Annotated in this window: 21 protein-coding genes; 7 read left to right on the top strand and 14 right to left on the bottom strand. The window is 58.3% G+C overall.

The features are described from left to right. Position 1: 1 nt before the first annotated feature. Both RUM8411_RS05385 and metG read right to left on the bottom strand, forming a co-directional pair. Entirely contained in the window at positions 2–1,096 is a 1,095-nt protein-coding gene (locus RUM8411_RS05385) for an efflux RND transporter periplasmic adaptor subunit (protein WP_234995155.1), read from the bottom strand. 373 nt (positions 1,097–1,469) lie between these two features. After that, positions 1,470–3,188, bottom strand: coding sequence for a methionine--tRNA ligase (gene metG / locus RUM8411_RS05375; protein WP_085821659.1), 1,719 nt, complete (start codon positions 3,186–3,188; stop codon positions 1,470–1,472). Between the two features lie 256 nt (positions 3,189–3,444). Between metG and RUM8411_RS05370 the strand changes: the two genes are divergently transcribed. Together RUM8411_RS05370 and RUM8411_RS05365 are read left to right on the top strand one after the other, a co-directional pair. Beyond that, positions 3,445–4,161 carry an OB-fold-containig protein gene (locus RUM8411_RS05370; protein ID WP_085821657.1) on the top strand — a complete coding sequence of 239 codons (717 nt, stop codon included), beginning with the start codon at positions 3,445–3,447 and terminating at the stop codon, positions 4,159–4,161. A 31-nt stretch (positions 4,162–4,192) separates the two neighbouring features. Further along, complete coding sequence (locus tag RUM8411_RS05365; RefSeq protein WP_085821655.1) at positions 4,193–5,857, top strand: flotillin family protein; 1,665 nt, start codon at positions 4,193–4,195, stop codon at positions 5,855–5,857. A 34-nt stretch (positions 5,858–5,891) separates the two neighbouring features. Here RUM8411_RS05365 and RUM8411_RS05360 read toward each other — a convergent pair whose 3' ends face one another. From RUM8411_RS05360 to RUM8411_RS05330, 7 genes are all read right to left on the bottom strand, one after another. Continuing rightward, the gene (locus RUM8411_RS05360) at positions 5,892–7,112 is read right to left on the bottom strand and encodes an MFS transporter (protein WP_085821653.1); all 1,221 of its coding nucleotides are present in this window, start codon (positions 7,110–7,112) and stop codon (positions 5,892–5,894) included. A 70-nt stretch (positions 7,113–7,182) separates the two neighbouring features. Further along, positions 7,183–7,779, bottom strand: coding sequence for a YceI family protein (locus RUM8411_RS05355; protein WP_085821652.1), 597 nt, complete (start codon positions 7,777–7,779; stop codon positions 7,183–7,185). Beyond that, positions 7,776–8,990 carry an MFS transporter gene (locus RUM8411_RS05350; protein ID WP_085821650.1) on the bottom strand — a complete coding sequence of 405 codons (1,215 nt, stop codon included), beginning with the start codon at positions 8,988–8,990 and terminating at the stop codon, positions 7,776–7,778. The genes RUM8411_RS05355 and RUM8411_RS05350 overlap by 4 nt, the downstream gene beginning before the upstream one ends. A 65-nt stretch (positions 8,991–9,055) precedes the next feature. Further along, positions 9,056–9,676 carry an ImuA family protein gene (locus tag RUM8411_RS05345; protein WP_085821649.1) on the bottom strand — a complete coding sequence of 207 codons (621 nt, stop codon included), beginning with the start codon at positions 9,674–9,676 and terminating at the stop codon, positions 9,056–9,058. Positions 9,677–9,736: 60 nt separating this feature from the next. Continuing rightward, positions 9,737–10,318: a retropepsin-like aspartic protease family protein gene (locus RUM8411_RS05340; protein ID WP_085821648.1), complete on the bottom strand. Its 582-nt coding sequence runs from the start codon at positions 10,316–10,318 to the stop codon at positions 9,737–9,739. A 41-nt stretch (positions 10,319–10,359) separates the two neighbouring features. Further along, positions 10,360–10,980, bottom strand: a complete 621-nt coding sequence (locus RUM8411_RS05335) for a MarC family protein (RefSeq protein ID WP_085821647.1) — start codon at positions 10,978–10,980, stop codon at positions 10,360–10,362. Continuing rightward, positions 10,977–12,830, bottom strand: a complete 1,854-nt coding sequence (locus RUM8411_RS05330; RefSeq protein ID WP_085821999.1) for an ABC-F family ATP-binding cassette domain-containing protein — start codon at positions 12,828–12,830, stop codon at positions 10,977–10,979. Before RUM8411_RS05330 ends, RUM8411_RS05335 begins: the two co-directional genes overlap by 4 nt. A 108-nt stretch (positions 12,831–12,938) precedes the next feature. Here RUM8411_RS05330 and RUM8411_RS05325 point away from each other — a divergent pair, with 108 nt between their 5' ends. Continuing rightward, the gene (locus tag RUM8411_RS05325; RefSeq protein WP_085821645.1) at positions 12,939–14,141 is read left to right on the top strand and encodes a multidrug effflux MFS transporter; all 1,203 of its coding nucleotides are present in this window, start codon (positions 12,939–12,941) and stop codon (positions 14,139–14,141) included. A 103-nt stretch (positions 14,142–14,244) separates the two neighbouring features. After that, positions 14,245–14,667, top strand: coding sequence for a nucleoside-diphosphate kinase (gene ndk, locus RUM8411_RS05320; RefSeq protein WP_085821644.1), 423 nt, complete (start codon positions 14,245–14,247; stop codon positions 14,665–14,667). 53 nt (positions 14,668–14,720) lie between these two features. Here the strand turns inward: ndk and RUM8411_RS05315 are convergent, their stop codons facing one another. Beyond that, positions 14,721–15,068, bottom strand: a complete 348-nt coding sequence (locus RUM8411_RS05315; protein WP_085821643.1) for a TfoX/Sxy family protein — start codon at positions 15,066–15,068, stop codon at positions 14,721–14,723. A gap of 216 nt (positions 15,069–15,284) precedes the next feature. Here RUM8411_RS05315 and RUM8411_RS05310 point away from each other — a divergent pair, with 216 nt between their 5' ends. The 3 genes from RUM8411_RS05310 to RUM8411_RS05300 are packed head-to-tail and all read left to right on the top strand — an operon-like array spanning position 15,285 to position 18,024. After that, positions 15,285–16,808: a CHAD domain-containing protein gene (locus RUM8411_RS05310; protein WP_085821642.1), complete on the top strand. Its 1,524-nt coding sequence runs from the start codon at positions 15,285–15,287 to the stop codon at positions 16,806–16,808. After that, a complete protein-coding gene (locus RUM8411_RS05305; protein WP_085821641.1) occupies positions 16,805–17,560 on the top strand; it encodes a ParA family protein in 756 nt (251 codons plus the stop codon). The genes RUM8411_RS05310 and RUM8411_RS05305 overlap by 4 nt, the downstream gene beginning before the upstream one ends. Next, positions 17,557–18,024, top strand: coding sequence for a CYTH domain-containing protein (locus RUM8411_RS05300; RefSeq protein ID WP_085821640.1), 468 nt, complete (start codon positions 17,557–17,559; stop codon positions 18,022–18,024). Before RUM8411_RS05305 ends, RUM8411_RS05300 begins: the two co-directional genes overlap by 4 nt. 2 nt (positions 18,025–18,026) lie before the next feature. Here RUM8411_RS05300 and RUM8411_RS05295 read toward each other — a convergent pair whose 3' ends face one another. The 4 genes from RUM8411_RS05295 to RUM8411_RS05280 all read right to left on the bottom strand — a co-directional run bounded on the left by RUM8411_RS05295 (position 18,027) and on the right by RUM8411_RS05280 (position 23,042). Next, positions 18,027–19,391 carry a sensor histidine kinase gene (locus RUM8411_RS05295; protein ID WP_085821639.1) on the bottom strand — a complete coding sequence of 455 codons (1,365 nt, stop codon included), beginning with the start codon at positions 19,389–19,391 and terminating at the stop codon, positions 18,027–18,029. Beyond that, positions 19,384–20,064, bottom strand: a complete 681-nt coding sequence (locus RUM8411_RS05290) for a response regulator transcription factor (RefSeq protein WP_085821638.1) — start codon at positions 20,062–20,064, stop codon at positions 19,384–19,386. The genes RUM8411_RS05295 and RUM8411_RS05290 overlap by 8 nt, the downstream gene beginning before the upstream one ends. A gap of 182 nt (positions 20,065–20,246) precedes the next feature. Continuing rightward, entirely contained in the window at positions 20,247–21,674 is a 1,428-nt protein-coding gene (locus RUM8411_RS05285) for a Do family serine endopeptidase (protein ID WP_085821636.1), read from the bottom strand. A 768-nt stretch (positions 21,675–22,442) separates the two neighbouring features. Next, on the bottom strand, positions 22,443–23,042 hold the full coding sequence (locus tag RUM8411_RS05280; protein ID WP_085821634.1) for a nucleotidyltransferase family protein: 600 nt from the start codon (positions 23,040–23,042) through the stop codon (positions 22,443–22,445). Positions 23,043–23,058 lie beyond the last annotated feature (16 nt).

Here is a 23,058-nt window from a genome sequence, read left to right as displayed (position 1 = left end):
GTTATTCTCCCGGCTGTTCAGATGCGACGACCGCATCTACGGCAACACCCGGACGCACGCGTTGCAGACCCTCGACGATGACACTTTCGCCTTCGCGCAGGCCATCTTTGACGATGATGGCAGTATCTACGGTATCTCCGGTGGTGATATAGCGCTGTTCGACCATTTGCTGGTCGTTAACCACTAAGACGAACTCGCCCCGCTGATCCCGCTGAAGCGCGGCTTGAGGGATAAGCACCTCTAGCGTCGGCTCCAGCGCTTCGATGCGCACGTTCAGAAACGCCCCGTCGATGATCAGTCGGTCTGTGTTATCGAACTCGGCGCGCATTGTGATGGTACCAGTCAGGGGATCAATCCGGTTGTCGACAAAGACGATGGTCCCGGACTCGTCCAGTTCTGTTCCGTTGGGCAATGTCACGCGAACAACCGGGCTCTTGTCGCTTTCGGACAGCGACGAAGCACTTTCGCCAATGGTTTCAAGAACGGTCGTAAACTGTTTCTCGTTCAGGGAAAAATTGACGTAGATCGGTGCCTCGCTGACGATATTGACCAGCGGAGGGTTGGTTGGACCGACAATATCCCCGACACTAATTGCGACCCGCCCGATACGACCCGTGAAAGGGGCGTGGATTTCAGTATAGCTAAGGTCCAATTCGGCCTGCTGGATCGCTGCTTTGGCGGCCTTGACCTCAGCTTCAGCCACCAGTTCGTTGGCGCGCGCGATATCACGCTCAGATTCTGGCGTGGCGTCGCGTTTATAGAGCTCTTCCTTTCGGGCCAGATCAACCTTGGCCAGTTCCAAATTGGCTTCGGCCCGATCCAAATCGGCGTTTCTCGCCTCTAGCGTCGCCTGATATAGGTCAGGTTCGATGGTGAACAGCACGTCGCCTTCTTTTACCAACGCACCGTCTTCAACGTTCTGGGTTTCCAGGAAACCGCTAACGCGGGCCACGATATCGACCTTGTCCAGCGCTTCGGCCCGTCCGATGAACACGGCCTCTTCGGTGATTTCCTGCGAATAGGCGGCTGCGATGGAAACTTTTGGCGGCGGCGCGTCGCTTTGGTCCTGGGCTGAGGCGGTTTGTGTCAGTCCCATGCAGAATACTGCGGCAGCAGGCCAAAGAAACCGGGTGACCGAGGGGCTGTGACGGAAGCAGGAAAACGTCGATGCAAGGGACATAGAAATTGCCTCGTTGAAGTAAATTTTACCCGGCCCAGACCACCGATCGAGACCCGAGTCGCCGGAACTTTGGATCAGGATGGCGGGTTTAGACGTGTTTCTCAACCTTGTTTACACTGTAGGCCTGAATACGAAGGCTGAAATTATTCTGACATCGCGCAGGTTTATCCACGTATCCGCGCAAGATGAGTGTGCGAATTGGAACCAGACGGCGATTGAGATTCAACCGGATGGTGCTACAAAAAAGGGGGGCAAACTGCCCCCCGAATTTCGACTGTAAAGCGGTGTGTCAGTCGCGTGTGCCTGCGAACCGCGTCTGCCAATCCTCACGCTGGTCATCGGTGATCTTGGCGAACAGAACCTCTGGCACTGAAAATTCATGACCAGAGGGCAGGGCGTCCAGCGCAGCGGCGACGTCCTCGGGCCAGCTGGTGTCCAGCGTGTTCATTGCGCTCAGCATCCGGGCCGAGGTTTCCGGGATGAACGGCGCACTGAGCACTGCATAAAGCCGGATCAGGTTCAGGCCCAGACGTACCTGAGCCGCTGCCTGTTCGGGGTCTTCCTTGAATACCGACCACGGTGCTGCGGCTTGCAGGTATTCGTTGCCCGCAACCCAGATCGCCCGCAGTTCCTGAGCGGATTTGCGGACTTCCATCGCCTCCATGTGGCCTTCATAGGCGCGGACGCGTTTGGTCAACTCGTCGATCAGTGCCTGTTCGCGTTCGCCATAGGTGCCGCCTTGAGGTACGGCCTCAGAGAATTTCGAACGACAGAACTTGGTGATCCGGCTGACAAAGTTGCCCAGAACATCAGCCAGGTCCTTGTTCACCGATTGCTGGAAGTTCTCCCACGTGAATTCGCTGTCACTGCTTTCGGGCGCGTGGCTCAGAAGCCACCACCGCCAGTAGTCAGCGGGCAGGATGTCCAGCGCCTGATCCATGAACACGCCGCGCCCCTGAGAGGTCGAGAACTGGCCGCCATCATAGTTCAGGTAGTTAAACGATTTCAGGTGGTCGACCATCTTCCACGGCTCGCCCGAGCCCAGAATGGTCGCTGGGAAGCTGAGTGTATGGAACGGCACGTTGTCCTTGCCCATGAACTGCACATAGCGCACGTCTTCGGCACCCTTGTCGGTGCGCCACCAGCGTTCCCACTCGGTATCGGGCTTGCCGGAGGCGTCGGCCCATTCCTTGGCGCAGGCGATGTATTCAATCGGAGCGTCGAACCAGACGTAAAAGACCTTGCCCTCCATGCCCGGCCAGTCCTGATCGCCTTTCTTGACTGGCACACCCCAATCCAGATCACGGGTGATGCCGCGATCCTGCAGCCCGTCACCGTCATGCAGCCACTTCTTGGCAATTGATGTGGTTAGGATCGGCCAATCGGTTTTGCTGTCGATCCAGGCATCCAGCTGATCCTTCATCGAAGACTGGCGCAGATACAGGTGCTTGGTCTCGCGTACTTCCAAATCTGTTGAGCCCGAAATAGCCGAGCGCGGCTCAATCAGGTCGGTTGGGTCCAGCTGTTTGGTACAGTTTTCGCATTGATCGCCACGAGCGCGGTCATATCCGCAATTGGGGCAAGTCCCTTCGATATAGCGGTCCGGCAGAAAGCGGCCATCGGCGTGGGAATAGACCTGCTTCTCGCTGACTTCTCGGATCAGGTCCGCCTCGTCCAGCCTGCCAGCAAAGTGCTGCGTCAAGGCTTTGTTCTGGTCGCTGGACGAGCGGCCAAAATGATCAAAGCTCAGGCCAAAGCGTTTTGCGATATCCGCCTGCACGCCGTGCATTTCGGTGCAATATTCAGCGACGGGTTTGCCCGCCTTGGCCGCCGCAAGCTCGGCCGGGGTGCCGTGTTCGTCAGTGGCACACAGGAACATGACCTCATTCCCCCGGCCACGCTGATAACGTGCGTACAAATCAGCAGGCAATTGCGAGCCGATCAGATTGCCGAGGTGCTTGATCCCATTGATATAGGGGATCGCCGAGGTGATGAGAATCCGAGCCATTTTGCGTTTCCACGTATCTGTCTGCGCGCCCATCTACCTTATGTCACGGGCCAGCAAAAGCCCGGCTTTTATCGGGATGTCATTTTAGACACGCAAAGACCCAAAACGCGTCGCGACGCAGGGTCGTGGATTGCAGGCGTCTTCTGCGCTGCAATACCCTTGGGTTGTATTTTGGGATCACAACCACTTGAATATTTGGGACGACTTCCCATATTGAATGTATACCAATGTATACTAAAATGAGGGCCGCTATTTGATGTTCAACTTCTTACTCGAGGGTGCATTTGCGCCTTTTACCCTGGCGCTTGCGCTTCTGTTCGGCCTCTTGGCGCTGGAACTGATCGCTTTGGTCCTGGGAGGCAGCCTTTTGGCTGGCGAGGGAGAGGTTGATCTGGATGTGATGGATGCCCCCGATCTGGACATTGGTGATTTGGGTCTGGACATAGACGCAGATGTCGATCTGGGCGATTTTGAGCTGGCCGAAGTTGAAAGCGACGTGCCTGACGCGGCAGCGGCGGGACCATTGGCGTGGCTGGGGATTGGCAAAATCCCTTTCATGATCTGGCTGGTGGTGCTGCTTGCGGGGTTCGGCCTGTCGGGTATGGGCTTGCAAATGGCGCTGCGCGATTTGCTGGGCTTTGACCTGACGCCCTGGATGGCTGCAATCCCCGCCGGTGCCTTTGGCCTGTGGTTTGCCCGTGGCTTTGGCAGTGTCTTTACCCGCCTGTTGCCCAAGACCGAAACCGAGGCGATTTCCGAACGGATGCTGGCCCGCCGCCGGGGTGTAATCACCCAAGGCACTGCCTCACGCGGTCGCCCGGCCGAGGTTCGGGTCATGGATCGCTTTGGCAATACCCATTACCTGCGCGCGGAACCGCTGCAGGACAAGGATGCGCTGAATCAGGGCACAGATGTGCTGGTTCTGCGCGACCGACGACGCGACCGGTTCGTTCTGGTCGGCCTGTCAAACTAACCAAAACTAACCCCAATTCGGAGGAATTTGCATGGAACTTACATTCCTGATCACTGCAGTTGTGACCATTTTAGCGGTAATTGTGTTCATCGGCCTTGTGCTTGGCCGTCTATACCGCCGCGCGACCCGAGAGGTCAGCCTGGTGAAGACCGGCGCAGGCGGCAAGAAAATCATCATGGATGGTGGTGTCATCATTGTGCCCCTGTTGCACGAGGTAAGCCCTGTCAACATGAAGACCCTGCGCCTTGAAGTGCAGCGCAGTGACGAGGCTGCCCTGATCACCAAAGACCGGATGCGTGTGGACGTTGGCGTGGAATTCTACGTCTCGGTCATGGCCACGGACGAGGGCATCGCACGTGCGGCGCAAACGCTGGGTGATCGCACCTTTGATGTCGAGCAACTGCGTGAAATGATCGAAGGCAAGCTGATCGACGGTCTGCGCGCCGTGGCCGCCCAGATGACCATGGATGGTCTGCATGAAAACCGCGCCGATTTTGTGCAAGAGGTGCAGAATGCCGTGTCCGAGGACCTGCTGAAAAACGGCCTGTCGCTGGAATCGGTGTCGCTGACCGCGCTGGACCAGACACCGTTTGAGGCTCTGGACGAAAACAATGCGTTTAACGCCGTGGGTATGCGCAAGCTGGCCGAAGTGATCGCGGTGTCCAAAAAAGAACGCGCGCAGATAGATGCCGAGGCAGAAGTTGAAGTGCGTCGGGCTGCAATGGAGGCCCAACTTCAGAAACTGCTGATCGAGCAGGACGAGGCTCAGGCACGCATTGAACAGACGCAAAAAGTGGAAACCTTGCGTGTGGCGCAAGAGGCCGAGATCGCTGCGCGGACCGAGGACTCAGTGCGTGAAACCGAGCGTGCACGTATAGCGCGTGAAGAAGCCATCCGCGCCGCCGAAATTGAGCGCGAGCGCAAGATCCGCGACGCGGAGATTTCGAAAGAGCGTGAGCTAGAAGTGGCGGAACAAGAGCGCCAGATCATCATCGCGCAGAAATCCGAGGAGGAAAGCCGTGCGCGTGCATCAGCCGACCTGGCCCGGGCCGAGGCGACCAAAGCCACCGAGGCCGTCGTAACTGCGCGTGAAGTGTCCGAGGCTGAGCGTCAGAAGCAGATCGTTCTGATCGAAGCCACCCGTGAGGCCGAGCGTCAGGCAACCGCGATCCGGCTGTCTGCGCAGGCCGAGAAGGAGGCCGCCGCTGACCGTGCCGAAGCCCGCCGAGAAGAGGCGCAGGCCGAGGCAGACGCGCTGAACATCCGCGCAGAGGCCAAGAAGAACGACATGCTGGCCGAAGCCGAAGGTAAGCGCGCGATTGTCGAGGCCGACAACGCTCTGTCCGCGGCGCAAATCCGCATGAAGGTCGATATGGCGCGGATTGAGACCATGCCGTCGATCATTTCGGAAATGGTCAAGCCGGCCGAAAAGATCGAATCGATCAAGATCCATCAGGTGGGTGGCATCGGGGGTGGTGCAGGTGGCACCGCGTCAAACGGCGACAAGCCGGTGGTCAATCAGGCGCTGGATTCCATCATGGGTATGGCCGTTCAGATGCCGGCGCTCAAGAAGCTGGGCGAAGAGCTGGGCTTGTCGATGGAAAATGGGGTCGGTGGTGTCGTCAACGGCGCGTTGGAATCGACTTTCGAATCCCCTCAGATCGTCGAGGAAGAAACGCCTCCGACACAGCAATAAAAGACAGGGCCGGGATTTACCGGCCCTTTTTTCTTTAATCTTCGCGCGATCGTTTCAGCAGCCGCCCGATGGTAAACGATGTCCGCGGTGCGTAGACATAGTTCGTGCGTTCTTCGGGTGTCGGGCGCGACCGCATCCGCGCCAGCCCAAATACGATCAGGCCCAGATGACCAAGGGCCACAAAGGCAAACAAAGCTCCGGGTCCGAACTGCTGGATCAATGTCGACGAAATGTAGGGCGAGGCGATCGCCCCCAAGGCGTACCAGAACATCAATGCCGCTGACAGCTCGACCCGTTGCTCGGTTGTGGCGAAATCATTTGCGTGCGCTGATGAGACAGAAAAGATCGGAAAAGTGGTGAACCCGAACACCCATGCGGCCAGCATGACGCCGACGGTTCCTGTTCCACTGGCGACCATGGTTATCCCACAACTGAGTACTGCCGCTGCCGACAGCCAAATCAGGACCCAGCGCCGGTCATATTTATCTGCAAGCCAACCCATCGGGTACTGCGCCATCGCGCCACCCAGCACGAACGCGGCTAGAAAGAACGCGATCTGGTCCACGCCCAGTCCGACCTCTTGCCCATAGACCGGTCCGACCATCCGGAATGAGGCCGAGCTGAGGGCCGCCACGATCACCCCTGCAACGGCAAGCGGTGAGCTGCTCCATGCCAGTTTTGGCTTCAGGCGGGGTGCGTCGGGCGTTTCGGGCTGGCTGGCCCTGGTCAGTGTCAAAGGTAGCAACGCGGCGCAGCACAGGATGGCCAAAAGGTTGTACGAAACGTATGAGGCCGGCGGCAGAACCGCGATGATCAGCTGCGCGCAGAGGGACCCGCCCATATCGACGATGCGATAGGTGCCCATGGCGCGTCCTCGGGATTCGTTGGTGACCTTGGCGTTCAACCAGGCTTCAATCACCGTATAGGCTCCGGCAACACAGGTGCCCGAAGCAATCCGCAACCCCGCCCAAGCATAGGGATTGTCTGTCAACGTATGCCCGATCAATCCCATCGCACCCAAAGCTGTGCAAACTGCAAATGCACGAGAGTGACCAACACTGCCCATCAGGCGCGGAGCCCACCAGCAGCCGATAAAGAACCCGACGAAGTGGGCCGAACCCAGCAGACCGATTTGTTCGGTTGTGAAATCCAGCGTCAGGCCCGAGATGGCATCCAATGGGCCGACACCGCCCGTCGAGAGCTGCAGCAGAATGACCGAAAGAAAAAGGGCGGCAAATGAAATGATCGTGCGCATGATGCTCTGAACTTGACTGACCTGATGTACGATGCGCGCGACTATTCGACTCTGTCACGTCGTTTTTTGTCTATTCGGCCCGTTTGATTTCTGCCTGTATATCCAACCCAACCGTATCCTGCACCAGATCAGCATAACCTGAGGCGCCAAAGTCATGGCGGTTCAACGCGCCGGTCAGGCGAATGGACAATTCGTCCAGATTGTTGGTGTCACTGCCTGGCGGGCGAAACAGGTCGGCTTGCAATGTAATCGGACGGGTCACGTCCCGCAGGGTCAAATCACCGATGATCTTGGCCCCACGTGATATCCGCCCACCATCGCCCAGCTGTACTCGGGTCGAGACAAACTGGATGGTGGGGTAACTCGCGGCATCCAGCACATCTTTGCTAAGCATAGGGTTGCGGGCAAATGGCAATCTGGTGCGGGCTTCGGCCACGTTCAGGACAACATCTACCCGGCTGTTGGTCAGATCGGCGAGGTTGATCTGAATGTTTGCGGACTTGATCGGCATGGTCCCGGACTGGGCGATGCCGGACAGGTTGAAAGTAAAGTCTACGGATGTTCCTTCCGGTACCAGCACATAGGGCCGCAGGGCCGCTTGCGCCGGATGGGCCAGGGGCAGAGCCACCAGCCCGGCCATTAGGGTGCGCCGCGTCAATTGGGTCATGCCAGAACCTCTTGCCGGCGGGGGCGTGAGCGGTGCAGCAAAACCAGCAGAATGGCGATGTTCAGCCCGTTCCACAGGATGCCGTTGATAAAGGCCAGTTGGTAGTTTCCGGTGACGTCATAGATCCAACCCGACATCCAACCGCCCAGTGCCATCCCCATTATGGTCATCATCATGACGAACCCGACCCGCGCCCCTGCCTCTTGCGGGGGCATGTATTCCCGCACGACCAGCGCATAGCTGGGCACGATGCCACCCTGCGCCAGACCGAACAGCAGGCTGACGACGTAAAGCGAGGCCATCCCGTCATAGGGCAGGAACAAAAACAGCGCGATGCATTGCAGGACCGAGCCGATCAGCAATGTCATGACCCCACCCAGCTTGTCCGCCACGAGCCCCGAGATCACGCGGCTGACCACGCCGCCCAGCAGCATCAGCGACAGCATCTCGGCCCCAACGGCGGGGCCGTAGCCCAGCCCGACACAGTAGGACACGATATGCACCTGCGGCATCGACATCGCCACGCAACAGCCTATCCCGGCCAGACCCAGAATGTATTGCAAAGCCCGTGGAGAAATCCTCACACTGCGCGCATTAAGCTGCGCATTGGCAGCGGCGGTGCTGTGGGCCTCGACCGGGACCTGACGGCGCAGCAACAAAGACATCGGGATCACTACGACCAACGTGATCACCGCGAGGGTCAGGTAGACCTGTTGCCACCCGTCGCGCGCCAGAATGCCCGACAGCAGGGTGGGCCAGATCGCCCCGGATAGGTAATTGCCGCTTGCCACCAGCGCCACAGCGATCCCGCGCCGCCGCATAAACCAGTGCGAGATATCGGCGATCAGTGGCCCAAAGCCGATTGAAGTGCCCAACCCCAGTAAAAGATGCGCCGCCGAAAGCAGCATTATATTCGGCGCCATGGTCGCCAGCAGGTAACTGACCGCGCTCAGCACGGCGGCCCCGATCAACGCTTTGGTCACGCCCAGCCGGTCCACCATCTGCCCCAGCCACATATTCCCCAGTGCAAAACCGATCATCGACAGGACATAAGGCAACGAAGCCTCGGCCCGGCTCGCTCCGAATTGCGCCTCGACCTCAGGCATCACCACAATCACCGCCCACATTCCCACATTCGCCACCATCGCGATGCCAAGCGTGATCAGAAGGCGGAGCCAGGAATAGCGACTGTCGTGTATTGGGTGGCTCATACCGGGAACGCTAGGGCGGGGGGCGGGCTTTTGCCAGTCACAAGTTTTGTTAACCGCGTGAGGTGTCACACCAAAACATCTTCGGTTTCGATCCGCGTCAGGGTCAGCCCGGCGCGCGGTTTGGTCTGACTGGCCTGCCAGCTGACCGGGGGCAAGGCGCGGGCGCGACGGCGGGTCAGGGTCCAGCGTCGGGTATCCGCGTGATGGTTGGCAGCCATATGCCAGCGGGTCTCAACCCCCTGCGCGCCGCCATCGCCGGGCGTCAGCAACAGCCCCAGCGGCGCGCGACCCATCGCGCCGCCCTGTTCGGCGGCCAGATGCATCCGCCGCACCGGCGTCAGCCCCGGCGCGCCGGGCAGGTCGCCAATCACCAGCGGGATGGCCCCGTTGCGCAAGGCCTCTTCCATGCACCACAGCAGGTCCTCGGCACGGGTGGGGCGCACGAACAGGAACCGGGCGGGGTCGGCAAAGGGCATCATCCCGTCGGGGTTTAGCTGGCCGGGCTCCCACGCGGGGGAAATCCACAAGACCGGCCCTTGTGTCTGACCGGCCAGCCACATGGCAAAGCTGCGCCGGGCGGGGCCGCAGGCCTCGTGCACGCGGGACAGTTGCAGGGTAAGCTGCGGGTGAAGGTTTATTCCCGGCGCCTCGCGCGCGGGTTTACGGCCAAGAAGCTGTGCAGACATGCTGATAGGATAACATGTTCTTACTTTGTTCTCAATTCAGAAATGCCACCGCCAGCGCTCTTAGCGCGCAAGGATCAGGCGGCCATCCGTGAACTGGATGTTTGAGAACCGGTGCAGGTAATCCATACCCAGCAGCGACTTGTCCAGCTCACCCTCATTGATCCAGGCAGATACATTATGGTCGGTGATCGGCCCCAGTTCCAGACTGTCCAGACGCACGGGGGCAGTTCGGACCTCTCCGTTTGCCGTGGCGGCGCGCCCCAGGTAATTCAACTGGTCGGGATCAATGCCCACGCGCCTGGCATCCTGCGCGCTTAGCACAATCTGGCTGGCGCCGGTGTCGACGAGAAAAGTGATCGGCTCTCCGTTCACTATAACCGGCAGGTAGTAGTGCCCGTCATACGCGCGGGGCACCTGTATCGTCTCACCGGTCACAGTCATCTGCGTGGTGGAGCCCAAATCGGTTCGGATGTCTTCCCACAACCCGACAATGGCAATCACGCCTACAAATATAAACACCCAGGCCATCGCCTGTTGCAGCGTTTTGTTCATCGACTGGCGGTTTTGCGCGAAAAACCACAACACCACGGCCGAGCCGAGAACAACGAGATAAACCAAACGCCCAATGTTGTCGCTGTCCATACCGTTACCTCAACAAGAAAACCTAGGGGTCATATGGGGATTTACGACGCAAAACCAAAGGCCTTGAGGCCATCCAGAATGAACTGAACAGACAAGGCGGCCAACAGCATGCCCAGCAGACGGGTCAGAACGTTCAGCCCGGTTTTGCCCAACAGCCGGGCGACGGCACCCGAAGACAGGTAAGTCACAAATACCATAGCCACCACGATCAGCATCATACCGATCACCACGGCCAAACCATCATAGCCTGGCTGTTGACCAGCCAGCAGGATCATCGTGGCAATCGCACCCGGGCCAGCAATCAGCGGAATTCCCAGCGGAAACACCGAGGGGTCAGGGTGCTCTTCTTCCTCGGCGCTGTTTTCACGCCGCTTGGTGCGGCGTTCGAACAGCATGTCCAGCGCGGTCAGAAACAACAGAACACCGCCCGCAACGCGGAACGCCTCCATCGAGATACCGACAAAGCCCAGCACCGCCTCACCAAAGGCGGCGAACATGGCCAGAATACCGGCCGCGGTTAGGCAGGCGCGGACGGCAATCGCGTGGCGCGCCTGACGGTCCATGCCCTGGGTTAAGGCCACAAAAATCGGTGTCTGCGCCGGCGGGTCGATGACCACAAACAGCGTTGTGAACGAAGTGATCAGAAAGGCCGCGTCCATCATGCTGCGCCCTCGGCCTGTTCAAGCCGCTCTGCTGCTGCCACCCAAAGAGATTCCGCTTTTTGCATGGCTTCGACTACCTCAGAAAATTTGCGGTTCCAGGATTCCAGATCGCGGACGCGATCATCCTCGTACAAGGCCGGATCTGCCAACTTGACTGACAGCTTTTCATGTATGTCAGTCAACTTTTCGATCCGGTCCTCGCATTTGCGGAGATCGGCGCGCAAGGCTTGCATAGTGTCGCGTGACGAGCGTTTGGGTTTGGCTGTTTGCGGCTTGGCTTTCACGGGTTTGTCGCGGGCCAGAAGCATGGTGCGATAGGCTTCCAAATCACCGTCAAACGGCTTGACCGTCGCATCCGAAACCAGCCACAGACGATCTGCCACCAGCGACAGCAGATGCATGTCGTGGCTGACCAGAACAACCGCCCCGGAATACGCTGTCAGCGCCTCGACCAGTGCCTCGCGGCTTTCGATGTCCAGGTGGTTGGTCGGTTCATCGAGGATCAGCATATGCGGCGCATCGATTGTGGCGATCAACAGTGAAAGGCGTGCTTTTTGACCGCCCGAGAGGCGGCCCACCTTGGTTTCCGCCTGATCCGCCCCCAACCCGAACCCGGCCAAACGCGACCGCCATTTGCCCGGCGCCTCGGTCGGGCGCAGACGGCGCAGGTGGTCCAGAGGGGTCTCGTCCACATACAGCTCATCCACCTGATGCTGGGCGAAATAACCGATGCGCAGCTTGTTGCTGCGGGTCATTTTGCCCGCCATCAGCGGCAGGCGGTCGGACAGCAGCTTGGACAGGGTCGACTTGCCCTGACCATTCTTGCCCAGCAGCGCGATGCGATCGTCTTGATCAATGCGCAGGTTCAGACGGCGCAGAACTTCGGTTTGACCATAACCGGTGACGCCGCCTTCGATCTGGATGATCGGAGGCGACAACTCCTCGGGTTCAGGGAAGGTGAACGCGCGCAGGGCGGCCTCTTGCGGGGTTGAAACCAGCTGAATGCGCTCAATCATCTTAAGGCGCGACTGGGCCTGCACGGCCTTGGACGCCTTATAGCGGAAACGGTCTACAAAACTCTGCAGATGAGCAATGCGAGCCTTGGAGCGGGCATTTTCGGATTCAGCCTGCGCCAGCCGTTCGGCCCGGCGTTCGGCGAACTTGTCATAGGGTACCGCGTAATAGGTCAGCTTGCGGTCTTCCAGATGCAGGATCGAGCCGACCGCGCGGTTCAACAGCCCGCGATCATGGCTGATAATGATCACCGTGTGCGGGTATTTCGCCAGATAGCTTTCCAGCCAAAGCGCGCCTTCGAGGTCCAGATAGTTGGTCGGTTCGTCCAACAGCAGCAGATCGGGCTGCGAAAACAGCACCGCCGCCAGTGCCACCCGCATCCGCCATCCGCCCGAGAAATCCGAACAGGGGCGCAGCTGGTCCTGATCATCGAACCCCAAACCTTTGAGGATCGAGGCTGCACGGGCCTCGGCTGACCAGGCGTCGATATCCACCAGACGGGTCTGAATCTCGGCTATGCGCGAAGGGTCAGTGGCGCTGTCGGCTTCGGCCATAAGCGCGCTGCGTTCCTTGTCGGCTGCCAGAACCGTGTTGATCAGCGATACCTCCGAGGAGGGCACCTCTTGCGCGACGCCACCGATGCGAGCGCGTTTGGGCAGGGCGATGTTGCCCGATTCCAACGCCAGCTCACCCCGGATCAACCGGAACAAAGTGGTCTTGCCAGTTCCATTTCGCCCCACAAGGCCAACCTTGTGGCCATCGGGAATCGTTGCGCTGGCCCCGTCAAACAGAGGGCGGCCTTCGACGGCGTATGTGATGTTGTCGATCCGTAGCATGGGGCGCTCATAGCAGAGCATCCGGGACGCCGCCAGCGGGTTGGCATGTTCAATTCCCAAGCGTTGTGTTAGCGCTGATCCAGTTGGTTTTCAGACGGTTCTTACCCCATGCGCGCGGCCCAAACGCCCCCTTCCTTGGCTACGTTGATTTTTGCGACGGCCCTTTCGGTGCTAACGCTGAATATGTTCCTGCCGTCGCTGGCGCGGATGGCAGATGATTTTCAGGTCGACTACGCGTTGGTGAACCTGTCCGTGGCGGGATATCTGGCGATTTCCGCCGTGCTGCAATTGATCATGGGGCCCTTGTCGGATCGTTATGGGCGCAGGCCGATCCTGTTGATCTGCATGGCGATCTTTACCGTCGCGTCGGTCGGTTGCGTACTGGCAGATTCGATCTGGACCTTCCTTGGGTTTCGGCTGTTGCAGGCGGCGGTGGTCGCGGGGCCAGTTCTGTCCAGCGCGGCGATCCGCGACATGCATTCCCCAAACGAGGCAGCCAGTAAACTGGGCTATGTCGCTATGGCGATGGCACTGGCGCCGATGTTGGGGCCGATGCTGGGCGGGGCTCTGGATATGGTCCTTGGGTGGCGGGCCGGGTTTATTCTGTATTCCGGGTTTGGGGCCGGGATGCTGATCCTGTTATGGGCGGATATGGGTGAGACGAATACACATCGGTCCGCAACCTTCTCGGCCCAGTTGCGTGAATACCCACACCTGTTTCGTGCCCGCCGGTTTTGGGGCTACGCACTATGCGCGGCGTTTTCCATCGGCGGGTTTTTCAGTTTTATTACTGGCGCGCCGCTGGTTGCCGCTGCTTGGTTCGATCTGAGCCCCGCAATGCTGGGCCTTGGTATCGGGATCATCACCGGCGGATTCATGGTCGGCAATTTCATCACCGGACGTATCGCAGCCCATACGAAGCTGACCACCATGATCCTGGCGGGGCGGATCATCGCCTCAGCCGGTCCGTTCTGTGGGTTGTTGTTGTTTTCGGGCGGGCAGGGCTCGGTTTGGGTTTTCTTCGGGGCGGCGGTGTTTGTGGGCTTTGGCAACGGTTTGACCAATGCCAACGCGTCGGCCGGAGTGATGTCCGTTCGCCCGAAACTGGCGGGCAGCGCGGCTGGCCTGTCCGGCGCAATGATTGTGGCCCTGGGCGCTGTTCTTACGTCGTTGACAGGCGCATTGGTCACGGCGGAAAACGGCCCGTTTCTGGTACTTGGCATGATGTGCACCAGCAGCTTCGCCGGTCTTCTGGCCGTGCTTTATGTTCGTCGGGTCGACCGACAGGACCCGCTGCCTGACGCGATTTGAGCGGTCAGCTATCATAGTGCTTTTCATAAGGCACATACCGTGCTAGGCGGCGCGCGATGGATTTCGGCGCATGTCCTGCGCCTTACACGAAGGAGAGGCCGATATGGCACTGGAACGCACATTCTCGATCATCAAGCCCGATGCAACCCGCCGCAACCTGACTGGCAAGATCAATGCCAAGTTCGAAGATGCAGGTCTGCGCATCGTTGCACAAAAACGTATCCACATGACCAAGGCGCAAGCTGGCAAGTTCTACGACGTACATGCCGAGCGCCCGTTCTATGATGAACTGTGCGAATTCATGTCGTCCGAGCCGGTAATTGTTCAGGTACTGGAAGGCGAAGGCGCCATTGCCAAGAACCGTGAAGTCATGGGCGCAACCAACCCCGCAGACGCGGCCGCCGGCACCATCCGTGCTGAATTTGCTGAATCAGTTGGCGAAAACTCGGTCCACGGTTCGGATGCTCCGGAAACTGCAGCGGTTGAGATCGCGTATTTCTTCTCGGGTATCGAACTGGTCGGCTAAACTCTCGCCAGACGAAAAATTCAGGCCGCATCCGGAAACGGGCGCGGCTTTTTTTACTTTGGTTTGAGATCGTCAGTCGTCACGCGCACACCGATGGCATCCAGATCCGACATCATCTGCGTTTCCGGTGCCGCATTGACACCTGCTTTGATCGCGTCAAATCTTTGTCGCAACGCTTTCTTCTCATCGCCTTTGCAGTCGTTCCAGGGCCGCCCCTGTAGACCCATGACCAGAACGTAATACCCGATGAAATGCGGGCGTGAACCTGTCTGCAACAAACGTGTATAGGCCTCATCGGGGCCAATGTCGCGCAATTGCTGCGCCGAGCGGATACCTGCCTTGGCGCAGGCTTGCTCATAGGCTGGGCCAAGATTTCGGATTGATGAAACAGGATCGGACATGACCACCTTTTAACCCCGCGCACCGGTGCTGTCATCCGCCTGTTTTTTGTGCAGGCGAAACGTCTTGCGATCCTTGATTACCGACGGGATGTACGTTCTCATGGCGCCGAGCAGTCACGAGGTCACCGATGTCCGAAGATCTGGAGAACAGGAAATGATCGGCGACGCCTCGACCCTGCATATGTTTGTTTCCCCGCCGCTGGTGGGGTGCCAGTAATGGCGAACGACGACGGGTTCTTTGTGTTTTCTGGCAGGTTTGATCTGACACAGGTCTCAAAAGGTCTCAAAGGCTTCTCGTTGAAGATTGAGAACTCCATCCCCCGCCGCGCGTTTAATCTGCTGGATTGTTATGATCAGTCTGTCCGGGCAGGTGGGCGTCTGTTGATCCAAACAGATGACGTCTTGAGGTTGCTGAACTCCGATGGCTCAGTGGTAGAGCAAAGTGGCATCGGAACAGGCCGTTTCGTGCAGGACCTGCCCGAAGGTCCCGTTCGCACCGCTCTGACCGGGTTTTCCAGCTTGCGTGCGTTGATGGGCATCACCTCTGGCTGGTTCGAGAGCCATGACTTTGCGGTTTTGGACGATTTGCAGAAGACGCAAGTTCGGGGTTTCGCACAGTCATTGTCAACGCAAGGCGGGCAGGTGGTTCTGGTGTGCGTTCAGCCGATGCGCGGGTATGACCGCGCGTTTCAGACCGTGCGCGCAGCGTTTGCGGACCTGTCCAGTGGCCAACAGAGCATGGAAGCCGTTTTCCAGGCTTTGCTTCCCGGGATCTCCCCCTACAAGGCCAAGCCGGATATTGCGCTTGGCACCGATGAGCCGTCGGTTCAGGTGGCGACCGATATCATCCGTACTTACCTGCACGTGGCACGGCAGAATGAGGCCGGGGTGATCGCCGACATAGATACCGAATTCCTGCATGACTACAGAGTGTCCCTGCGCCGTATCCGTTCGGTTCTCAGCCTGTTCAAAGGGGTTTTTTCCCCCGACCAGACTGCAGAGTTTAAGCAAGTATTTTCCGATCTCATGGCTCCGACAGGACCGGTGCGGGACATGGATGTCTATCTTCTGGATAAAGATATGTATTTCAGTCTTTTGCCATCCAACCTTCACCTTGGACTTGAGGCTATGTTCGACCAGTTCAGAGCGGAACGTGCGCGTGCGTTTCAAGCGTTGACAAAACAGTTCCGAAGCACGGCGTATGAACAACAGATGAGTAAACTGACAACGCTGTTTTCCGAGGCAGGGGCGATTCAGCCCGGTCCCAATGCTGCTCGAGGGGCCTATGACTATGCGTGTGCATTGATCTGGAAACGCTACCGTAAAGTCTGCAAACTGGCGCGCAGGATTACAGAAGACACGCCGGATGAGGCCGTTCACGCCCTGCGCATCGATTGCAAGAAGCTGCGTTACTTGATGGAGTTCTTCGCGCCCTTGTTCGACAAGAAGGCATTCAAAGTGCTAATTAAGCCCCTGAAAAAGCTTCAAGATAACCTGGGCCTGTTCAATGATTACTCGGTGCAGCAAGATGCGCTACTTGGCTTTGTGTCTCGTCAAAGCAACGCGCAGGGCCGCGTGAATGCGCAGCTGGCCTTGGCGGCTGGCGGGTTGGTCGGCATCCTTGATCAGCGGCAAAGGGCCGAACGGCACCGCGTTATCGCCAGTTTCAAGCATTTCGACAGCCAGGACACTCAGCATCTGTTCTGCACCCTGTTTCACCACAAGGAGGTCAAAACGTGAAGATCATTGCCTGTTACAGCAATAAAGGCGGTGTAGGAAAAACCGCAACCTCGGTGAATCTGGCCTATTGTTATGCGCAGGCAGGGTACACGGTGTTGCTGTGTGATCTCGACCCGCAAGGGGCGTCGGGATTTTACCTGCGGGTCAAACCGTCAAAGAAACTCAAGGACGCGCGGTTTTTCGAGGATGTTGAACGCTTTACCGGCTCGATTCGGGCCAGTGACTATGACAGGTTTGATGTACTGCCGGCCAATCTGACCTTCCGCGATTTCGACGTGTTTTTGTCGCGGATGCGAAACAAAAGATCCCGGTTGAAAAAGGCACTTGCGGCAGCAGGTAGCGACTATGACGTGGTCCTTCTGGATTGTCCGCCGAATTTCTCGACCCTATCTGAAAACATCTTCAGAGCAGCCGACCAGATTGTGGTGCCGGTCATTCCAACGACCTTGTCTGAACGAACATTCGATCAACTCGTAACGTTTTTCGAAAAACAGGGACTACCCAAGAAAAAACTGCGGGCGTTCTTTTCAATGGTTCAACGACGCAAGACGCTGCACCTGGACACGATCGAGAGGATGCGAAAACTGTATCGCAAACGGTTCCTGAATGCCGAGATCCCATTTGCCGCCGATATCGAGCGGATGGGACAAAACCGCGCCCCGCTTGGGGTTTATGCCGGGCGTAGTGCGGCGGCGATTGCCTATCAAGAGCTGTTTGACGAGCTGGAAAACGGAGAGGTTTCAACCATATGAGCACCGAAATAGAACGCAAGTTCCTGGTTGCTGACCTGCCGGATTTAGGGCCAACTGAGAAAGCCTTGGTGCGGCAGGGATATCTGACCGCCCCTGACGATTCTACTGAACTGCGTCTGCGCCAGAAGAATGACCGATACTATCTGACGCTGAAAGGCGGTGGTACGATGGTCCGGGTCGAGCGCGAGGCCGAGATCTCGGCCGAGCAGTTCGAGACTTTCTGGCCCGAAACCGAAGGACGTCGGGTGGAAAAAGAGCGCTATACTGGGGAATTGCCGGATGGACGTGTGTTCGAACTGGACGTGTTTGTGGGTGATCTGGCCCCGCTGCGTCTGGTCGAGGTGGAGTTTCTATCCGAGCCCGAGGCGCAGGCCTACACCCCGCCAAAGTGGTTCGGCACAGATGTAACCGCGGATAAACGATATAAAAACAAGACGATGGCCATCGACGGTTTGCCAGCTTAGGGCTATCGCGCCAGTTTGATCGTGGCATCAAGCCCTGGATCGCAATTGTGCGCTTCAAATGCACCGCCATGCATGTGGGAAATCGCGGCCACCAGTGCCAGGCCCAGCCCGGAATTGCGTTCGGTACGGGCCGGATCAAGCGTCACAAAGGGCATTTGCAAGCGTGGCAGGTCTTCTTGCGGGACACCGGGGCCGCGGTCGCGAACGCTCAGAAAGGTGAACGGGCCGTCTTCGGTAAGGCTGATCGTGATTGTCGTGTCGTCCGGGGCGTAACGCATCGCGTTTTCCAACAGGTTCGACAAAGCCTGCGACAGCAGCGGGCGGTGACCGGGGATCGCCGCGGCTGTTCCGGTGATTTCCAGTTGAATGCCCTGATCGGCGGCCACGGGTTCATACAATTCAGCTACATTGGCCACCAAGTCCTGAAGGTCGACGGGTTCAAATTGTTCGCGCCCGACGCCAGCCTCGGCGCGCGAGATTTCGGTCAGCTGGCCCAGGACGCGCAGAACATGGTCGATTTCTGCCGATGCCCGAGCGATGTCAATTTCGCGATCTTGTTCGGACTTGTCCGGATCAGACAGCGCATCAACCCGTTGCCGCAACCGAGACAAGGGAGAGCGCAGATCATGCGCGATAGAGTTCGACGTGGTGCGCAGATTACTGACCAGCTCTTCGATCCGATCCAGCATGGTGTTCAACGTTCCAGCGACCTGATCAAACTCATCGCCAGTGCCGCGCAGCGGCATTCGGCGGGACAGATCGCCCGATACGATGTTTTCGGCAGTGCTGGCGATATCGGACAGGCGCGAGAAAACAAGCCGGGTGAACAGCCAGCCAGTCAGGACGCTTAGCGCCAGAGCAATACCCAGGGCAATTCCGACTGAACGCAACAAGACGCGGTCAAACTGCTGCCGCGCCAACGCGTCGCGCCCCACCAACAGACGTTCACCGCCGGGCAGGCGGATGGAGGCAGCCGAAATGGGCACCAGTTGATCATTATCCGCGCGGCGTAATTCAAGATCGACCCAACCGCCGCCTGCGGCGATACCCTCGGGCCATTGTTTAAGGTTGCCAACCAGCTTGGCGCCAAATCGATCCGTCAGCAGGTACAAAGCATCCCGTTCGGACGCCGAGGGAATGCGCCGTTCGATCGCTGCCATCAGACCGATCAGCCCGCGACGTTCATATTCGTCCGCCAACCCAGTCAGTTCGGCCGACACGACCGACCGGGTTTCGCTTTCGATGCTGCGATTCGCGGTTACGTAAACCAATGCCAGAACCGTGGCTGTCAACAAAGTGCTCAGGACCATGCTGGCCAGGACTAGGCGGGTACGGGAATTGTTGAAGGAAAGTCGCAAGTTATCCATCGGATATCATGTAACCTGCACCTCGGACGGTTTCAATCAATGGTGGCTCTCCGCCTTCGTCCAACTGACGTCGCAGCTTTGAGATATGGACGTCGACCACATTGGTATTTGGGTCGAAATGGTAATCCCACACGCCCTCCAACAGCATGGTGCGTGACACCACGCGGTTCTTGCGGCGCAAAAAGAACTCAAGGATCTGAAATTCGCGAGGGGTGAGGCTGATTTCTCGCTCGTCGCGGGTGACCTTGCGGGTCAGCAGGTCCATCTCGAGGTCTTTGCAAGTCAGCGTGGGGCTTTCCTCGGACTCTTGCGGGCGGCGCAGCAGGGCCTCGATCCGGGCGTGCAGCTCCTGAAAGGAAAACGGTTTGACCAGATAGTCATCGGCCCCCGCACGCAGTCCCTTGACCCGCTCGTCAACGGCGCTCATCGCGGTCAGCATCAGCACCGGTGTTTTCAACCCCGCCGCACGCATTGATTTAATCAGAGACAAGCCGTCCAATCCGGGCAACATCCGATCCAGAACAACGGCGTCAAATCCGCCATCGGTGGCGTGATACAGGCCCTCGCGGCCGTCAGTGGCCATTTCTACCACATAGCCTTCTTCACCAAATCCTTTGGCGATGAAGTCCCGGGTATCTTCGTCGTCTTCTACGATTAGCAGGCGGCGGCTCATGATCGGACCTCCCTTCTATCCGGATTTAAACATAATTTGCGGGTAAAGCACATGGTTTGAAGTGTTTACGTGCCGGGTGCGTCCTTGCGCACCCGGCAGCCCCAGCGGTTTGCGGACAATTCAAACCCGCCGAGGAGGCGCCCGCCAGATATCCCCATCTTGTGGCGCGCGCTGGTGTTTGATCAGGCGATTTCCACCGCAACAAAGATCTGGTTGCCGCCGCGATTGATCAGGACAAGCGCGGGGTCGGTCTTTTCGCTGTCCAACGCGGCTTTCAAAGCGTCCGGTGTCGCGGTGTCCTGACCGCCCAACTTGACGATTACATCACCGGGCTGAAGTCCGGCCTTGGCAGCGGGGCTGTCAGGGGCCATGTCGGTGACAACGACGCCGTCGACATTTTCAGCCACGCCCATCTGGCTGCGGTTGCTGTCGGTCAGTGGGGCAACTGTCACGCCCAGAGCGGTGCCCGAGACGGTTTCGTCCACCGACTTGTCGATCTCGGCCGAAGCGCTTTGGTGCTGTCCGATCGTCAGCTCAAGCTGCTGTTCGGCCCCATCACGCAGAACGGTCAGAACACTGTCGGTGCCCACCTTGGTGGTTCCGACCAAAAGCGGCAGATCACTGCTGGAATCGACTGGTTCGTTGTTGAAGGTCAGGATGACATCGCCCTGTTTCAGAATGCCTTCAGCCGGGCTGCCGTCGACTACGTCCGACACCAGTGCGCCAGCGGATGCGTCGATACCCATGGCAGCCGCGATTTCGGGGCTGACATTCTGGATCGATACGCCCAGCCAGCCGCGGCTGACCTGACCATCATCGCGCAGGTCAGCGGCGATGTGTTCGACAATGTTCGAGGTCACGGCAAAGCCCAGACCCACGGACCCTCCGGTTGGTGAATAGATGGCCGAGTTTACGCCAACCACTTCGCCTTCCATATTAAACAGCGGGCCGCCCGAATTGCCCTTGTTTATGGCGGCATCGGTCTGGATGAACTCGGCGTAGGGTCCTTGCGAGATGTTGCGACCCTTGGCCGAAACGATCCCGGTGGTCACGGTGGAATGCAGGCCGAACGGGTTGCCAATGGCCACCACATCTTCGCCCACGCGAATGACATCGCTGTTGCCCAGATCCACGGCCTGCAGGCTTTCACCCGCGTCGATTTTCAGAATGGCGATATCGGTCAGCGGGTCGGTACCGATCACTTCGGCCTCAAAGCTGCGCTCGTCGCTCAGGCGCACTGTCACGGTCGCGGCGTTGTCGACGACGTGGTGATTGGTAACAATGTATCCGGCTTCATCCAGCACAAACCCTGATCCCAGCCCCTGTGCAGGTCCACGTTGCGGTGCATTGAATCCTTCGGGCGTGCCAAAGCGTTTAAAGAATTCCCCGAACGGGTGGTCTTCAAGATCCTGGCCCTGCGCGGGCATTGGGGCCGTGTTTTGCTCTGCGATGATTGTGACCACCGAGGGCGAAACGTTTTCGACGAGATCGGCCAGCGCCTCATCGGCCATTGAGGGCAGGGCGGTGGTTGCCAGCAGTGCAGCGCCTAATGCGCCAACGCCGACCCAATTGTTTGTCCCGGGAAGAAGGGAGGATTTGCGGATGCTCATTGTTGTCTCCTGTATATACCACGCGATTGCGACCGCGCGTTGAAACAGGAGATGCGCCTTCAGTCTGAGTGTTTCCTGATTGGATTGTTAAGAAATCTTAATTCTGCCACAAAAGAACGGTTCCATGCCGCTGCATCTGAGGCGGCGATCGGAGGATTCGCGCGAATCATTCTTGGCGAATCGGTGGATTGTTGCCGATTTGACCAGCAAAGCGCGAAAAGAGTTGAATTGACTCAGTTTTGTTAACAAAACACCCATTGATTTTCACTGTTTTCGAGCGATCCTCTTTTGGTTGTGGCGCTGCGCGTTGATCGCTGGCGTAAACGGGAACAATTCTCGACATAATTGCTAGATAGCTCACTGGACGTAGACATAACCAAAATCGACGTCACTTCGGGTGGGGGCGACGCTCAACGTTAGGTAGAATGACCTCGAAAGAATGTTGCGGAAAAACCATTCTGATACCCTTAAAATTAACCATCCCGTCCAATTTTAGATTGTTTGAATCCTTCGGATCGGTGACGATGAAAAGGCCCAAGCGAGGGGGAGCCGATGGCACTAGGGGGTGCCAAAGGCTTGTCACAGTTACTGGAAGCGCTGAGCGGCATGTTAACGAGGGGGTCTTGTTTAGGTTCAGCGGCACAATAGCCAGATTGCCAATAGGCAGTTTTGGCCGCGCTTCTGGGATTGATGAAAAGTGGTAGTCCTGTTTTGGGCAACCGGCCCGGTCGACAACGACCGGGCCGTGTTCATTTTGGGCCGGTGCGTTCAGGACCGGCGATTTCCCGCCCATATCTCCCAGTCTTCCGGCGTGTCCAAATCCAGTAATGCGTTGCTTGCCGGCAGAGCGTGCAAATGCACCTGATCTGAATGCGCCCGCACAACAGATTGCGCACCCTCATCGCCGGTCAAGGTTGTAAGTTGGTCAAACAGGCTGCGGTCAAAAACCACCGGGTGACCGGCTTTGCCTGAAGCTGTCTCACCCCGCCAGATCAGGTTGTCCGGGTGGATTTTGACGGCACCCAGAACGGCCGTCAGATCGTCAGCAGTGATGTCAGGCAGGTCAGCCAGAAGAACCATCGCGGCCGGAGCATCAGACGGCACATGAGCCAAGGCACCACGCAAGCTGGCGTTCATGCCCTCACTGGCATCGGGGATTTCGATCATTCGCAGATCCAATCCCTCGAGCGCTGTGTATCTGGGGTGCGGAGACGCGGGCAGGGCCACGATAACCGGCGCCGCTTGTAATGCGATCTGTGCTGCGCGTCGCAGCAAGGGCAAGTCATCGACGATTTGTAACAGCTTGTCCCTGCCGCCCATGCGGCTGGACTGTCCGGCGGCCAGTAGAATGATTGGTATCTGAGTCATACCGCCACCATGCCGC

It is taken from the genome of Ruegeria meonggei, from assembly GCF_900172215.1.
Lineage (GTDB): Bacteria > Pseudomonadota > Alphaproteobacteria > Rhodobacterales > Rhodobacteraceae > Ruegeria > Ruegeria meonggei.
The sequence above is the reverse complement of the archived record's forward strand: the minus strand, read 5'-3'. Positions and strand labels throughout refer to the sequence as shown.